At 67.6% G+C, this 15,238-nt stretch carries 15 protein-coding genes; 10 read left to right on the top strand and 5 right to left on the bottom strand.

The features are described from left to right. Window positions 1-917: LysR family transcriptional regulator (locus ACSQ3P_RS24340; RefSeq protein WP_436168038.1), on the bottom strand; the 917-nt coding region annotated here is incomplete at its 3' end. An 85-nt stretch (window positions 918-1,002) separates the two neighbouring features. Here ACSQ3P_RS24340 and ACSQ3P_RS24335 point away from each other — a divergent pair. From ACSQ3P_RS24335 to ACSQ3P_RS24325, 3 genes are all read left to right on the top strand, one after another. Then, window positions 1,003-1,563: an NAD(P)H-dependent oxidoreductase gene (locus ACSQ3P_RS24335; protein ID WP_436168037.1), complete on the top strand. Its 561-nt coding sequence runs from the start codon at window positions 1,003-1,005 to the stop codon at window positions 1,561-1,563. A gap of 83 nt (window positions 1,564-1,646) precedes the next feature. Next, on the top strand, window positions 1,647-2,567 hold the full coding sequence (locus ACSQ3P_RS24330; protein WP_436168036.1) for a pirin family protein: 921 nt from the start codon (window positions 1,647-1,649) through the stop codon (window positions 2,565-2,567). Between the two features lie 172 nt (window positions 2,568-2,739). Next, on the top strand, window positions 2,740-3,642 hold the full coding sequence (locus tag ACSQ3P_RS24325; RefSeq protein WP_436168035.1) for a DMT family transporter: 903 nt from the start codon (window positions 2,740-2,742) through the stop codon (window positions 3,640-3,642). On the opposite strand, the gene ACSQ3P_RS24320 is transcribed toward ACSQ3P_RS24325, so the two are convergent. From ACSQ3P_RS24320 to ACSQ3P_RS24310, 3 genes are all read right to left on the bottom strand, one after another. Beyond that, window positions 3,637-4,881 (bottom strand): MFS transporter, encoded by a 1,245-nt coding sequence (locus ACSQ3P_RS24320; protein WP_436168034.1) that lies wholly within the window; start codon window positions 4,879-4,881, stop codon window positions 3,637-3,639. The genes ACSQ3P_RS24325 and ACSQ3P_RS24320 overlap by 6 nt on opposite strands. Before the next feature lie 288 nt (window positions 4,882-5,169). Continuing rightward, window positions 5,170-6,582, bottom strand: coding sequence for an amidase (locus ACSQ3P_RS24315; protein WP_436168033.1), 1,413 nt, complete (start codon window positions 6,580-6,582; stop codon window positions 5,170-5,172). Between the two features lie 4 nt (window positions 6,583-6,586). Further along, on the bottom strand, window positions 6,587-8,236 hold the full coding sequence (locus ACSQ3P_RS24310; RefSeq protein WP_436168032.1) for an ABC transporter substrate-binding protein: 1,650 nt from the start codon (window positions 8,234-8,236) through the stop codon (window positions 6,587-6,589). Between the two features lie 168 nt (window positions 8,237-8,404). Between ACSQ3P_RS24310 and dxs the strand changes: the two genes are divergently transcribed. Both dxs and ACSQ3P_RS24300 read left to right on the top strand, forming a co-directional pair. Next, window positions 8,405-10,318, top strand: a complete 1,914-nt coding sequence (gene dxs, locus ACSQ3P_RS24305) for a 1-deoxy-D-xylulose-5-phosphate synthase (protein ID WP_436168031.1) — start codon at window positions 8,405-8,407, stop codon at window positions 10,316-10,318. A gap of 19 nt (window positions 10,319-10,337) precedes the next feature. Then, window positions 10,338-11,066, top strand: coding sequence for a TlyA family RNA methyltransferase (locus ACSQ3P_RS24300; RefSeq protein ID WP_436168030.1), 729 nt, complete (start codon window positions 10,338-10,340; stop codon window positions 11,064-11,066). A gap of 26 nt (window positions 11,067-11,092) precedes the next feature. On the opposite strand, the gene ACSQ3P_RS24295 is transcribed toward ACSQ3P_RS24300, so the two are convergent. Further along, window positions 11,093-11,593 carry a hypothetical protein gene (locus ACSQ3P_RS24295; RefSeq protein ID WP_436168029.1) on the bottom strand — a complete coding sequence of 167 codons (501 nt, stop codon included), beginning with the start codon at window positions 11,591-11,593 and terminating at the stop codon, window positions 11,093-11,095. 89 nt (window positions 11,594-11,682) lie between these two features. On the opposite strand from ACSQ3P_RS24295, the gene ACSQ3P_RS24290 reads away from it, so the two are divergent. From ACSQ3P_RS24290 to ACSQ3P_RS24270, 5 genes are all read left to right on the top strand, one after another. Further along, window positions 11,683-12,447, top strand: coding sequence for an SOS response-associated peptidase (locus tag ACSQ3P_RS24290; RefSeq protein ID WP_436168028.1), 765 nt, complete (start codon window positions 11,683-11,685; stop codon window positions 12,445-12,447). A gap of 54 nt (window positions 12,448-12,501) precedes the next feature. Next, the gene (locus ACSQ3P_RS24285; RefSeq protein WP_436168027.1) at window positions 12,502-14,109 is read left to right on the top strand and encodes a gamma-glutamyltransferase family protein; all 1,608 of its coding nucleotides are present in this window, start codon (window positions 12,502-12,504) and stop codon (window positions 14,107-14,109) included. A gap of 59 nt (window positions 14,110-14,168) precedes the next feature. Continuing rightward, window positions 14,169-14,456: a type II toxin-antitoxin system RelE/ParE family toxin gene (locus tag ACSQ3P_RS24280; protein WP_436168026.1), complete on the top strand. Its 288-nt coding sequence runs from the start codon at window positions 14,169-14,171 to the stop codon at window positions 14,454-14,456. Further along, window positions 14,456-14,758: a HigA family addiction module antitoxin gene (locus ACSQ3P_RS24275; RefSeq protein WP_436168025.1), complete on the top strand. Its 303-nt coding sequence runs from the start codon at window positions 14,456-14,458 to the stop codon at window positions 14,756-14,758. Before ACSQ3P_RS24280 ends, ACSQ3P_RS24275 begins: the two co-directional genes overlap by 1 nt. 107 nt (window positions 14,759-14,865) lie before the next feature. After that, on the top strand, window positions 14,866-15,153 hold the full coding sequence (locus ACSQ3P_RS24270) for a hypothetical protein (protein WP_436168024.1): 288 nt from the start codon (window positions 14,866-14,868) through the stop codon (window positions 15,151-15,153). The last annotated feature ends 85 nt before the right edge of the window (window positions 15,154-15,238 follow it).

Genomic DNA, 15,238 nt, shown 5'->3' with positions numbered 1-15,238 from the left:
CCGGCGCCGGCCCCTGTCGGCAGACCAACGACCAGCTCCTCCACTAATCGCCCGACATGCTGGACCGCAGGATCGCGGGCGCGGCGCCTGTGCCAGGCGATGTGCAGCGGGAAGCCCTCGACCGCGATCGGCGGCGGCAATGCGATGAGGCTCTCCCGGCCGGAGAGCGGCAGGCAGCGGCTCGGCAGCAGCGCGATCATGTCCGAGCCCGCGAGCAGCGGCGGCACCATCAGGAAGCTCGGCACGACCATGCCGACATGGCGCGCGCGGCCGAGCCGCGCCAGGGCTTCGTCCAGCGCGCCATGGGTCTCGCCGCGCCCCGAGACCAGGACATGCGGATAGGCCAGCCAACGATCGAGAGCGAAATCGGCGGCCGCCGGGTGACCCTTGCGCATCGCGACGCGATAGGTCTCGCGCAGCAGCTCCTTGCGCGTGAAATCGGCCTCGACTGTCGGAAAGACCGAGACTGCGAGATCGATCGCGCCCCGTGCCAACCCTTCAAGCGCGGCGCTTGCGCCATGCCAGGGCATGATGGCGAGCGTGATACCAGGCGCCGTCTTCACCAGATGCGCCTGTAGCGCCGGAGCGATCGCGACGGCGGGATGATCGGCCATGACGATCCGCACCGTCTGCCGGATGGTCGACAGGTCGGGCTCCTGCTGCCACAGCAGCGCCGCCATGCCGGCCAGCACATCCTTGACCGGCTGCGCCAGCGCCTGGGCCTTCGGCGTCAGCACCATGCCACCGGTGCCGCGCTCCAGCAGCCTGTCGCCGAAGAGCTGGCGGCAGCGCTCGAGTGCGCTCGATGCCGCCGGCTGCGACAGGCCGAGACGCTCCGCCGCCCGCGAGACATGAGCCTCATCGAGCAGCGCGTCGAGGATGACGAGCAGGTTGAGATCGACGGCGCGTAAATTCATGAGGTGAATGATACGATATATGAATCATCCATTGGAATGATTTTCTGGCGCGCAGCACCCTCCTGTCACCGCAAAGGAGGTTGCCATGCCCAAGACCCTGATCCTGCTGTTCCACCCCCGCTATGCGCAATCGCGCGCCAACCGGGCGCTCGTCGAGGCCGCCCGCCCGCTGCCGGACGTCGAGATCGCCGACATGGAGGCGCTTTATCCGGATGGCCGGGTAAACGCCGATGTCGAGGTCGCGCGCCTCATCGCCGCCGACAGCATCGTCTTCCAGTTCCCGGTGCAATGGTACGCGACGCCTCCGCTACTCAAGACCTGGCAGGACGCCGTTCTGACGCGGATGTTCTACATCGCCTATGAAACGGAGGGTGCGAAACTCTCCGGCAAGCCGCTGCTGGTCGTCGCCACCGCGGGCAACACCTGCCAAGCCTATGCGCCGGACGGTGCCAACCTATTCCCGCTGCGGGACCTTCTGAAGCCGCTCAGGGCCACCGCCCATCGCTGTGACCTCGCCTGGGCCGAGCCCTTCCTGATCTACAATGCGCACAAGGCCGATGACGAGGCGCTGCAGGCAGCAGCCGAGCACTATGTCACGCGGCTCGGGCGGCTTGCCGCCCCTGCGTCACGGGGCGAGGCAGCCTGAGCGCGCCGGGCTGCCCAGCTCCCAACGCTCTTGCCGGGGCCGCTCAATCCCGTCAGATTCAGGTGAAGCAAGGAGCCATGCTCATGTCCCAGCTACCCGACGAAGATCCCGTCCCGGGCGATGCCCGCTCGTGCCAGGCGATCGAGCAAGTGATCGTGCCGCGCGCACGCGATCTCGGCGGCTTCTCGGTCAGGCGGGCCCTGCCCTCGATCGGGCGCAAGATGGTCGGCCCTTTCATCTTCTTCGACCAGATGGGCCCGGCCGAGTTCCATCTCGGCGAGGGGCTCGACGTGCGCCCGCACCCGCATATCGGGCTCTCCACGGTGACCTATCTCTTCGACGGCGAGATCATGCATCGCGACTCGCTCGGCACTGCGCTCGCCATCAAGCCCGGCGCCGTCAATCTGATGACGGCCGGGCGCGGCATCGTCCATTCCGAGCGCACCGGCCTCGAGGCGCGCGCCAGCGGCCCGCGCCTCTACGGCATCCAGGCCTGGCTCGCCTTGCCCAAGACGCATGAGGAGAACGCGCCGGAGTTCATCCATCACGCCGCGCCCGAATTGCCGCGCATCGTCGAGGGCGGAAAGCGCATCAGCCTGATCATGGGCTCAGCCTATGGCCAGACCTCGCCGGTGAAATTCCCCTGGGAGGCGCTCTATGCCGAGGCCGTGCTCTCGCCCGGCGCGATCCTGCCGCTCGACCCCGATTATGACGAGCGCGCGATCTATATCGTGACGGGCAAGGTCGACATCGCCGGCGACGAGTTCGGCGCCGGCCAATTGCTGATCTTCAAGCCCGGCGACCGCATCTCGATCCTCGGCGTCGACCAGACCCGCCTGATGATCGTCGGCGGCGAACCGATGGATGGGCCGCGCCATATCTGGTGGAACTTCGTCTCCTCCTCGAAGGAGCGCATCGACCAAGCCAAGGCGGAATGGAAGGCCGGCCGCTTCGACACCGTGCCCGGAGACGAGACCGAATTCATTCCGCTGCCCGAGGGCTAGAGTTGTTTCCGATCCGATTGGATCGTCAACAGCTCCAGCTTTTTTGTTTTGACGCGTTTTCTCCGCGCAAACGCTTCGCGTTTGTCGCAGGGGAACCGGTGTCCACTTCGCTCGAAAACGCTCCGGGGGAAGCTCAGGCTGCAGCCACCCCGCGCGCCCCTCGAAAGCCACCATGCCTATGCAACGTGATTTGCTCACGCCCAACCCGGGCTCATTGAGGCTGCGCGGCTTTCTCTGGGCCGGGCTCAGCGTCTCGATATTTTCCGGCTGGTTCGTCGTCACGCGTTTCAGCGTCACCCGCATCCTCAGCGTCTGGGACCTGACCGCGCTGCGCTACGGCATCGGTGCGCTCCTGCTCGCGCCGGTGCTGCTGCGCGGCTTGCCGCCCCGAGCCTGGCGCAATGGCTTCGTCTTCGCGCTGCTCTGGGGCGCTCCCTTCGCCATTCTGGTCGCACTCGGCGTGCAGATGACCTCGGCCGCCCGCGCCGCCTCGGTTACGCCGGCGCTGATGCCGGTCTTTGCCGGCTTGCTGGGCTGGGTGCTGCTGCGCGAGCGCCCCGGCACGATCCGGCTCGCCGGCTATGCCGCCATCGCCGCCGGGCTTGGCGGCCTCGTCCTGACCGCGAATGGCGGGCAGGCCGCGCCGAGCCTGCTCGGGCTCGGCCTTCTGGTTCTGGCTGCAGCGATGTGGGCCAGCTACACACTGCTCCTGCGCCGCAGCGGCCTGAACGCGATCCAGTCGGCGGCGCTGATCTGCTTCTGGTCGGCCGTGATCTTCGTGCCGGTCTATCTCGTCCTCGGCATCAGCCGCCTCGGACAGGCCCCGACCGCAGAGATCGCGGTCCAGGGCTTCTATCAGGGCGTACTGATGAGCAGCGTCGCGCTGATCAGCTTCAATCGCGGCGTGGCCTTGCTGGGCTCCTCGGCCGCGGCTGCGATGATCGCGCTGGTGCCGGTCGCCGCCTCGCTCCTCGCCATCCTATTCCTGGGCGAGATACCGGCGGCGGTGGAAGGGGTTTCGATCGCGATCATCGTCGCGGGCGTGCTGCTGGCGGCGCGCCCCGCCCGCTCATGAACGGACCGCAAGCCAGCCCTTGTTTGCGGTGGGGGCGATTTCGCCCTCCGGCATGGCCCTGAGCCCGGGCATCCGCGACGCCAGGATCGCCAGCGTCGAGAGCCCGAAGAGCCCAACCGGCAGCAGCATCGCCGTCTGCAGGCCGAGCCATTCGCCAGCGAGACCTCCCGCCAGCGCCCCCACCGGCCGCATGCCGTACATCGCCGTGGTGAGCGTCGCGCTGACGCGGCCGAGCAGGGCCTGCGGCGTCACTGCCTGGCGCAAGCTGGTCTGGGTGATGAACCAGAGGATCGGCCCGAAGCCGAACAGGAAGAAGGCGAGCGCCAGCACCGGCCAGCCGAGCGAAGCCGGGGCAAGCGCGAGCAACCCCGCTCCGAGCAGCGACGAAGCCGGACCGAAGACGAGCAGGAGGCCGGTCGGCAGTCTTGCGATCAGAACGGGGCCGCTGAGCGCGCCCACGATCAGCCCCGCACCATAGACGGAGGAGGCAAGGCCGATCGTCTCGGGCGCCAGCAGCAGGACGCGGGCTGCATAAGGCGTGACGATCGCGAGGAAGGCGAAGAAGGCCATGTTCCAGCCGATGGCGCAGAGCGCGATCGGCCTGAGGTAAGGATGGCGCGCCACAAAAGCGCCGCCCTCGGCGATGGCGCGATGCAGCGGCTGGCGCGGCTGGGCGGGCGGACGGTCTCCCGGCAGGCGCGTGGCGGCGACGAGCACGACGAGGCCTGCCAGCGCGCATAGGACAAGGCCGAGCGCGCCCATGCCATGCGCCACCGCCCAGCCGGCGATCAGCGGGGCGGCCAAACTGAAGCAGGCGCGGCCGAGTTCGAGCCGGCCATTGGCGCGCGGCAATGTCGACACCGCGACCATGCGCGGCAGCAGCACGAAGATCGACAGCGCGATCACCACCGGCCCCGAAGCCGCGATGAAGGTCGAGAGGCCCAGGGGCCATCCGACCAGGCCCAGCGCCAGCAACCCTGCCCCCATCAGCGAGCCCGCCAGCATCAGCCCGCCGCCGAGCATGACAAGGCTGCGCGGCGCGATCCGGTCGGCGAAGACGCCGGCCGGCAGCGAGACCAGCAACCAGGCCGCCGATTGCGCTGCCACCAGCAGGCCGACCAGGCGCGGGCTCGCTCCGCCTTGCGTCGCGGCCAGCGAGATCGTGTCGAGCGCCAGCTTATCGGCGAATTGCGAGGAGACGCCGGCGAGGAGAAGAGCGATCGGGACGGGTGACGACATGGGGCGATTCCTGCCTGCGGGAGACCGCAAACTCGCCCATCGCCGGGGCCGAACCCACCCGTTTCCTGTCGTCTTTCCCCTACCAGAGGATATCGTCGTGGCTCAGAAACGCGCCGTCATCCCGGACGTAGCGAAGCGAAGATCCGGGATCCATCGTAGAGCCAAGCCCGTCAAAGGATTGGCCCTCCATGGATCCCGGATCGGCGCTGCTTCGCAGCTTGTCCGGGATGACGGGGCGGTTCCGCGGATAATCGGCCTGCCCCGGAATGACGGAGAGGTTTGCGCCTCCTACGCCACCATCGCCGGCACGCGCTTGTGGTAGTCCGTCGCCTGCTGCAGCGCATAGCCGATGCGCAGCGCCATCGCTTCCTCATAGCCCGGGCAGCAGATCTGCAAGGAGAGCGGCAGGCCGCTGGCGGTGAAGCCGTTGGGCAGCGACAGCGCACACATCTCCATGAAATTGCCGAAGCGGGTGAAGCGCGAAGGCATCAGGTCCTGATCGACCTCGTCGAGCCTGATCGCCGCCATCGCCGTGCTCGGCGTCAGCAGCGCATCGACGCCCGCCATCGCCGCCGCCATCAGGGCCTTGCACTCGACCTGCTGGCGCTTGGTGGCGAGATAGTCCTGGGCCGAGACCCTGGCCCCGACGAGCACGCGGGCCCTGACGGCATCGTCCATCACCACGCCGGCATCGTCCGCCATCGCGCCGTCGTTGAAATAGGCCTCCGCCTCCAGGATCGCCTGCGCCCTGGTAAAATCGCTGAAGGTGAAGGGCAGCACGACATCGACGATCTCGGCGCCAAGCCCGGCCAGCGTCTCGAGCGAGCGGTCATAGGCCGACAGCACCTCCTCCGCGCAGCCCGCGCGCTCGGAGGCTGGCATCCGCCCGAGCCGCAGGCCCCGCACGCCGCGCTTCAGGCTCGGCAGCGGATCGACGGGCAGGATGCCGCGCGTATTGGGATCGAGCGGATCGGGCCCCTGCAGCACATTGTAGAGCAGCGCCGCATCCTCGACATCGCGCGCCATCGGGCCCGGCGTGTCGAGCGAGGTCGAGAGCGGCAGGATGCCATGGGTCGAGGCCCGGCCGATGGTGAGCTTGAGACCGGTCAGGCCGCAGAAGGACGCCGGCAGGCGGACCGAGCCGCCGGTGTCGGTGCCGATCGCCCAAGGCGCGAGCCTTGCCGCCACCGCTACGCCCGAGCCGTTGCTGGAGCCGCCGGGCGTGCGCGCATGTCCGGGATCCCAGGGGTTCCAGGGCGTGCCCATATGCTGGTTGGTGCCCCAGCCGCCGAAGGCGAACTCGACGGTATGGGTCTTGCCGAGCACGATCATGCCCTGCGCGATCATGCGCCTGGCGATCGTCGCGGTCACGGTCGAGCGGCGCGTGCGCCAGTGCGCCGAGCCGCCGGTGGTGATGCGGCCTTCCAGCTCGATCAGATCCTTCAGCGCCACCGGCACGCCATGGAGCGGGCCGACGGCATGGCCCGAGCGGATCGCCTTGTCAGCGCCCTCCGCCGCGAGCCTGGCGTCCATGCCGTAGACGGCGACGAAGGACTGAAGTTTCGGCTCGAACTTGTCGATGCGCTTCAGGAACGCATCGACGACATCGACGGGCGACACTCTTTTGGCGGCGATCTCACGGGCCAGCACATGGGCCGGCAGGAAGGCGAGGTCGGTGAGGTGGCGCGAGGCGTCGTTCATGGGATCACTGCATGCTCACGAGGGTCAGGTCGACGAACCAGGATTGCGGCGAGACGAACCCCTTGACCTTGCCCGACATCGCGCGCGGGTTGAGATCGTGCACGATGTAGAGCCAGGGCGGATTATCGACGAGCCGCTCATGGGCGATGGCGGTCTGCTCGGCGACCACCTTCGGATCGTTCGTGGCGGCCAGCTTCGCGAAGGCCGCCTCGAAGGCATCGTCCTTCCACTGCGCGAAGTTGAAGCCGTTGGGCGGCGCGCCGGCGGCCGCGAAATAGCGCGCCATCACCGCGACATCCGAGGAGGGCGAGCTGATGTTCAGGCTCAGCGAACCGTTCAGGGCGGGCGCGTCCGGCAAGGCGCGCATATTGTTCAACAGCACCTGCCATTCCGAGACGACGAACTCGACATTGACGCCGCAGGCCTCCTTGAGATTGGCCTGCAGGAACTCGTTCATCGGCAGCGGCGACATCTGGCCGGAGCCCGAGGTCGAGATCATCACCTTGAAGGAGAGCGGCTTCTGCGCGGTGTAGCCGGCCTCCGCCAGCAGGGCCTTGCCCTTGGCGGGGTCGAAGCCATAGCGGTTCACCGGCTTGCCGAAATCCGGATCGCTCGCCTTGAGCCAGCCGACCGCCGGCTCGGCCGTGCCGTTGAGCAGTTCGACGATGCCGGCGCGGTCGATGCAGTAGTTCAGCGCCTGGCGGACCTTCACCTCCTTGAAGGGGCTGTTGGTCGCGCCGATGCTGTAGAACCACGGCCAGACATGCGGGTAGGAGCCGGTGACGATCGAGAAGCCGGCCTGCTTCAGCGAGGGGATGCCGTCGGCGGGCGGCACCTCGATCCAGTCGACCTGGCCGGTGCGCAGGGCGGCAAGCCGCGCATTCGCCTCCGGGATCGGCTGCAGCACGACCTTCTCGAGCTTGGCCTTTTTGGCTGCATCCCAATAGCCGTCATTGCGGATCAGCTCGACCCGCTCGCGCGGGGCGACGCTGCCGATCCGGAAAGGCCCGGTTCCGGCCGACCCGACCAGCCCGACCTTGGCCCAGTCGCGCCCCGCCTTTTCGAAGGAGGCCGGCGAGGAGAGCAGGATCAGCGCCGCCATATAGGGATAATAGGAGGCCGGGCTCGCGGTGGTGATCGCCACCGTCATGGCGTCGAGCTTGCGGTAGCCGGTCGTGATCGGCGCGCGCGCCCGCACGATGCCGGCCGCCGGCGGTTCGAATTGCGGGGCGTCCTTGTTGAAATAGCGCTCCAGGTTCCAGATCACCGCATCGGCATCGAAGGCGGTGCCGTCATGGAAGGTCACGCCGCGGCGCAGATGGAAGATCCAGGTCTTGGGGTCGTCGGGCGACTGCTCCCAGCGCTCGGCCAGGCCCGGGCGCAGCGGCGCCAGCCGATCCGTCGTGGTCAGGTCCCAGAGCACCAGGCTCTCGAAAACCGGATAGCCGAGGAAGCGCATGCCTTCGAAGCCGTTATTGGGCATGCCGGTCGTGGTCGGGATGTCCGAAGCGGTCATCGCGATGCGCAAAGTCTGGGCCGTGGCCGCTTGCGGAACGAGCAGAGCGCAGCCGATGCCGGCGAGCGCGCCGCGCAAGGCCGGTTTCCAACGGGTGAAGGCTGCGATCGATGACCAATGAAAACGGCTTTCCGGCATGTCGTCTCCTTGAGTGGCGGCTCTCGCAGGGGAAGTTCGAACCCAGTTATCGCAATTTGCAGGCCAGCGGCATTCGGGCAAGGCCCGGGTACCAACCTCCGCAAGTGCATATCTGCCGCGCCCCGACGCCCTTGTGTCGATCCATGCCGATGCGATAGACCGAGACCCGTGACCAAGCGCCCCTTCACCCCGTTGCTCGACCGCGTTCAGACGCCTCAGGATCTGCGCAAGCTCCCCGAGAGCGAATTGCGCCAGCTCGCCGATGAGTTGCGGCTGGAGACGATCGACGCGGTCTCCGTCACCGGCGGCCATCTCGGCGCGGGGCTTGGCGTGGTCGAGCTCACGGTCGCGCTGCATCACGTCTTCAATACGCCGGACGACCGGCTGATCTGGGATGTCGGCCACCAGGCCTATCCGCACAAGATCCTGACCGGCCGGCGCGAGCGCATCCGCACGCTGCGCCAGCCCGGCGGCCTGTCCGGCTTCACCAAGCGCTCCGAGAGCGAATACGATCCCTTCGGCGCGGCGCATTCCTCGACCTCGATCTCGGCCGGGCTCGGCATGGCGGTGGCGCGCGATCTCGCGGGCAAGCCCAACAATGTCATCGCCGTGATCGGTGACGGCGCGATGTCGGCCGGCATGGCCTATGAGGCGATGAACAATGCCGGCGCGCTCGGCTCGCGCCTCGTCGTCATCCTGAACGACAACGACATGTCGATCGCCCCGCCAGTGGGGGCGATGTCGGCCTATCTCGCCAGGCTCGTCTCGGGCCGGACTTATCGCTCGCTGCGCGAGGTCGCCAAGCATCTGGCCGAGCGGCTGCCGCGCTTCTTCCACGACAAGGCCAAGCGCACGGAAGAATATGCGCGCGGGTTCTGGACCGGCGGCACGCTGTTCGAGGAACTCGGCTTCTACTATGTCGGGCCGATCGACGGGCATAATCTCGACCATCTCCTGCCCGTGCTGCGCAATGTGCGTGACGCGGGCAACGGCCCGATTCTCGTCCACGTCGTGACGCAGAAGGGCAAGGGCTACGCTCCGGCCGAGGCCACACCCGACAAGTATCATGCCGTGGTCAAGTTCGATCCGGTCACGGGCCAGCAGGCCAAGGCCCCGGCCAATGCGCCGAGCTACACCTCCGTCTTCGGCACCGCGCTGATCAAGGCCGCGCGCGAGGACGACAAGATCGTCGCCGTGACCGCCGCCATGCCGTCCGGCACCGGGCTCGACGCCTTCGGCAAGGAATTCCCCGGCCGGACCTTCGATGTCGGCATTGCCGAGCAGCATGCGGTCACCTTCGCGGCCGGGCTCGCCACGGAAGGCTACAAGCCGTTCTGCGCGATCTATTCGACCTTCCTGCAGCGCGCCTATGATCAGGTCGTGCATGACGTCGCGATCCAGAAGCTGCCGGTGCGCTTCGCGCTCGACCGTGCCGGGCTCGTCGGCGCCGATGGCGCGACCCATGCGGGCGCTTTCGACATCGCCTATCTCGCCTGCCTGCCCGACATGGTGGTGATGGCTGCCGCGGATGAGGCCGAACTGACCCATATGGTCGCCACGGCAGCCGCCTTCGACGAAGGGCCGATCGCCCTGCGCTATCCGCGCGGCGAGGGCGTCGGCGTCGAGATCCCGCAGATCGGTGTACCTCTGGAGATCGGCCGCGGCCGCACGGTGCGCGAGGGTACGCGTGTCGCGTTGCTCTCGCTCGGCACAAGGCTGGCGGAATGCCTGATCGCGGCCGAGCAGCTCGGCCAGCGCGGGCTTTCGACCAGCGTCGTCGATGCGCGCTTCGCAAAACCGCTCGACGAGGAGCTGATCCTGCGGCTCGCCCGCGAGCATGAGATCCTGGTCACGGTCGAGGAAGGCTCGATCGGCGGCTTCGGCAGCCATGTGCTGCATCTCTTGGCGCGCAGCGGCATGCTCGATGGCGGGCTCAAGGTCCGGACCCTGACCCTGCCCGACATCTTCCAGGATCAGAACAAGCCCGAGGCGATGTACGCCCAGGCTGGGCTCGACGCGGCGGGCATCGTGCGCACCGTCGAAGGCGCGCTCGGCGTCCCGAGCGCGATCAAGCGGGCCTGAGCGCGTTTCGCGCGCCGTCATGAAGACCCGGGCCGACCAGTTGCTCGTCGAGCGCGGCATCTTCGAGAGCCGGGCGCGGGCGCAGGCCGCCATCGCAGCAGGGCTCGTCACGGCGGACGGCGCGGTCGTCCGCAAGGCATCAGTGATGCTGGCCTCGAATGCGCAGGTCACGGCGGAGGCGCCCCATCCTTACGTCTCGCGCGGCGGCCTCAAGCTCGCAGCCGCGCTCGACGCCTTCGGCTTCGACCCCAAAGGCCGTGTCTGCCTCGATGTCGGCGCCTCGACCGGCGGCTTCACCGACGTCCTGCTGAAGCGTGGCGCCGCCCATGTCACCGCCGTCGATGTCGGCCGCGAACAGTTCCACGCCTCGCTGCGCGAGCACCCCCGCGTGCGCAGCCTGGAGGGGCAGGATGTGCGCAAGCTCGCGCCCTCGGACCTGCCAGAACCACCTTCACTGGCAGCGATCGATGTCAGCTTCATCTCGCTCAAGCTCGTCCTGCCCGCGGTCGCGGCGCTGCTGGCTCCCGAGGCCGGGATCGCGGCCTTGATCAAGCCGCAATTCGAGGCCGGCCGGGCGGCACTGAAAAAGGGCGTCGTGCGCGACGAGGCCGTGCATGAGCGCGTCTGCGCCGAGATCACCGCCACGCTGGAAGGGCTCGGCTTCGCGATCCTGGGGCTCACCCCCTCCCCGATCGAGGGTGGCGACGGCAACCGCGAATTCCTGATCGGCGCGAAACGGCCGGGCTGAACTCCAGGCAGATTTGCGGAACCTGCTCAGCGCCCGAACAGCGCGTCGATCTCGCTCTGCAGGCCGTGAGCCTCAATGCCGCCGAGATCGATCTGCCCGTTGGCATTGATGAACCGGGTCGCGCGGCCGATCAGGCTGCGCAGCGCTTCGCTGGCGACCTCGACGACGATCGATGCCTCCTGTTCGTCGCGGAGATCTCCGAGCAGCGCCGTCACCGTCGCGATCAGCCGGTTCATGGCGCGGCAGAGCTCTTCGAAGGCCTGTCTGCGCGCGGGACTGAGAGCCTCATAGGCCAAGAGCGCCGAAGCGGCGCAGCGCAATTGCGACGCTTCGAAATGCCCGCGATAATCGACGATGCGCCAATCCTTGAGATCGTCGAGGATGCCGAGATCCATCAGCGTCATCTCGATCAGCATCAGCGCTTCGCCGTAGCGGTTGAGATAGTCGGTCGACAGATGGGGTCCGGCCGCTATGTCCGGTACGTCATCCTCGGCAGCAGCCGGCGCTCGCATCGCAGAGACGGTCATCAAGAGCCCCGAGAATGCGGGGACTATGCGTGTTCAAAGACAAATAAAGTGTTGATCGTGCCCGCCGCACTCGCCACATCTGTCACCCCATGTGCGGACGCTACGCCATCACCCTGCCTCCCGAGGCGATGCAGAAGCTCTTCGCCTATGGCGAGCGGCCGAACTTCCCGCCGCGCTACAACATCGCGCCGACGCAGCCCGTGCCCGTGGTGCGGCTGGACGGGGGCGTGCGCCAGTTCATCCTGATGCGCTGGGGCTTCATCCCCGGCTGGGTCAAGGATGTGAAGAGCTTCCCGCTGGTGATCAATGTCCGAGGCGAGAGCGCGCGCGAAAAGCCCTCCTTCCGCGCGGCCTTCATCCGCCGGCGCTGCCTGATGCCGGCCGACGGCTTCTATGAATGGCACCGCACCGGCCAGGGCCGCCAATCGGAGAACCACGCCTTTCTGTTCCGCCGGCCCGATCGCGGCCTGTTCGCTTTTGCGGCGCTCTGGGAGACCTGGCATTCGCCCGACGGCTCGGAGATCGACACCGTCGCCCTGGTCAATGGCCCGGCCAACGGCTTGATGTCGGCGATCCATGACCGCTGCCCGGTGATCCTCGATCCCCGGGATTACGACGCCTGGCTCGACCCCGCCGCCACGCCCGACGAGGCCGCGACGCTGCTGCGCCCGCCCTCGGAGGACCTGCTGGAGATGGTGCGCATCGGCACCGCCGCGAACAAGGTCATCAATGACGGCCCGCAGGTCCAGGAGCCGTTCGACGCCTCGGCGGTTGCGCCCGCCCCTGCCCCCGCGCGCCATGCGCGCAAGGCGACCCGCAACCCCGAAAACGAGGGGCAAGGCAGCCTGTTCTGAAGCGCGAATTGTGATCTGATCGTTTAGCCGATAGCCGGCAGTGACGAAGCGAGGATGACGCGTATGCATGGCCGCCGCCCGACGATGAGCTCCCGCCACGGCATGGTCGCCGCCGCCCACCCCCTGGCGGCGCAGGCCGGCGCGCGCCTGCTCGCCCAGGGCGGCAACGCCTTTGATGCCATCGCAGCGACGGCAGCGGCGCTCAACGTGGTCGAGCCCTTCATGTCGAGCCTGTTCGGCATGGGCTCGGCGACGATGTGGGTCGCGGCCGAGAGCCGCATCCGGGTGCTCGATTTCGTGCCGCCGATCCAGGCGAGCTTCCCGGCCGAGCGCTTCAGCAAGCGCTCCGATCTCGAACGCGGCGCGCTCTCCGTCGCCATGCCGGGCAATCTCGCCGGCTGGTGCGAGATCGCCGGCAGATATGGCCGCAAGCCGCTCAGCGATATCCTGGCGCCCGCCATCGCGCTTGCCGAGGGCGGCTTCCCGCTCGCCGAGTTCGGCGTCGACGAGTTCAACGAGCAGGCGCCGCTGCTCAAGGCCTGGCCCGAGCTCTATCCGGCCTTCGCCCAGGCCTATCTGCCCGATGGCGGCCCGGTGAAGCTCGGCACACTGCTGCGCCAGCCGGACCTCGCGCGCACCCTCTCCGAGATCGCGGCGAAAGGCCCCGAGCATCTCTATCGCGGCGCGCTCGGCGAGCGCATCGTCGCGCATCTCGCCTCGCTCGGCGGCACCATGACGATGGCCGATCTCGCTGCTGTCGCCCCGCGCTGGCGCGAGCCGCTGAGCGCCTCCTATCGCGGCCTGGACATCCATGTGCCGCCGCCGACCTGCGAGGCCTTCCAGTTCCTTTTGTCCCTGCGCATTCTTGAAGGCTTCGAGATCGGCGCCCTCGCCAAGGACGGGCCGGAGCATCTCGATCTGGTCTACCGCGCCATCCGGCTCGCGGCCGGCATCCGCATCGCCCACAACAACCCTTCGCCCGAAAAGCTCGCCGAGATCCTGTCGGACACCTTCGTCGAACACTTGCGAGCACGCGTGCGCGACGGCAAACCGATCACCGGCCCGACCGAGCAATGGACGCCGCAGGACAGCGAGGACCCGGCCCACACCACCTCGTTTTCGGTCGGCGACGCCGAGGGCAACCTGATCTGCATCACCAACAGCCTGGGCGCCCCCTTTGGCAGCGGTATCGTCGTGCCGGGCACGGGGCTTTGCCTCAACAACTTCCTCTACTGGGCCGACGTCCAGACCGGCAGCCCCAACCGCTGCCAAGCCGGCTCGGAACTGCCGATGTGCATGTCGCCGAGCATCTCGACGCGGGACGGCAAGCCGGTGCTCGCGCTCGGCACGCCCGGCAGCTACGGCATCATGCAGACGCAAGCCCAGGCGATGGTGCAATATCTCGACTTCGCCCTGCCCTTGCAGGAGGCGATCGAGGCGCCGCGCGCCAGGCTCTGGGACGGCCGCTTCATCCAGGCCGAGAACCGCATCGCGCCGGAGACGATCGCCGAGCTGCAGCGGCGCGGCCACGCGATCGAGGCCTTCGATGTCGGCTGGACAATGCGCTGCGGCGGCATGCAGGCGGTGGCACGCGATCCCGCGACGGGGGTGCTGACCGGTGCGGCCGATCCGCGGCGGGACGGGTATGTGGTGGCGGTGTGAGGGTCGGCAGACGTCAAGCGACACTTGACACATGACGCACCTCGAACTACCTGATCCATGTGGATATCGAGAGCATCAGGCATAAGGCGCTCCGGAATTTTGCGGAGACAGGCAACGCCAAGGGGCTACCCGGTAATCTCATCGGGCGGCTCCGGAACATGCTGGCTTATCTGACTGCGATCGAAACCATGGAGGAGCTGAAAGCCCCGCCGAACTACGGAGCCCATATGCTGACGGGCGATCGGGCCGGCATCTGGTCGCTCACCGTGACGAAGAACTGGCGAATGACCTTTCGCATCAATGACGCTCTCGCGATCGAGGACATGGACCTGGAGGATTATCACTGATGGCCACCAAGCTTCACCCGAGCTTTGCCGTCCATCCCGGCGAATGGCTCAAGACCGAGATCGTCGCGCCGCATGGGCTCAGCGTCACCATCGCGGCCGAAAAGCTGGGCGTGACCCGTCAGGCCATGAGCAACCTGCTGAACGGCCATGCCGGCCTCTCGGCCGAAATGGCGATCCGCTTCGAGAAGGCTTTCGGCCTGCGCGCCGAGACGATGCTGCGGATGCAGGCCGCGCACGACCTCGCCAAGGCGCGAGCGCATGAGAAGGACATCAAGGTGGAGCGGGTCGCGGCGGCGGCTTGAGGGTTCCTGCTTTGGACGGGACGCGGACATCGTCTGCGCTCGACGGTTATGCGAGCGATAGATCGACATGCCTCGCTCATCGTGCAGGATTGTCGGCGGAGGTTTCCATGAGCTTTTTTACTGAACAGCCCGCGAAGCCTCTCGGCAAGCCGTGGCTGATCGCTCTCATCGGCCTCCCGCTGGTTGGCATCTGGGTAACCGTTTGTGGCTTCTTTGTCGTTTTGCCAACCTATCAGAGCTTTCGCGATGATGTTGCCGGGTCTGATCTGGCGCAAAATCCAGATGCTGTGCAGACCGTCTGGGGATTCTTTTTCGTGCTGCTCATGCTTCCCGCACTGGCGTTAGGCTGTGCAGGATTTGCGCTTTACTGCACCCGGTTATGGCGGCGGGGCTGAGGTCTGCTACGGGTCTCAAGCAACCTCCCCGCCATAGTCGCCCTTGTCCTGACCATGACGAGAAGGACGCGGGGAACCCCTCTCC

This window comes from Allobosea sp. LjRoot9, from assembly GCF_964252745.1.
Lineage (GTDB): Bacteria > Pseudomonadota > Alphaproteobacteria > Rhizobiales > Beijerinckiaceae > Allobosea.
The sequence above is the reverse complement of the archived record's forward strand: the minus strand, read 5'-3'. Positions and strand labels throughout refer to the sequence as shown.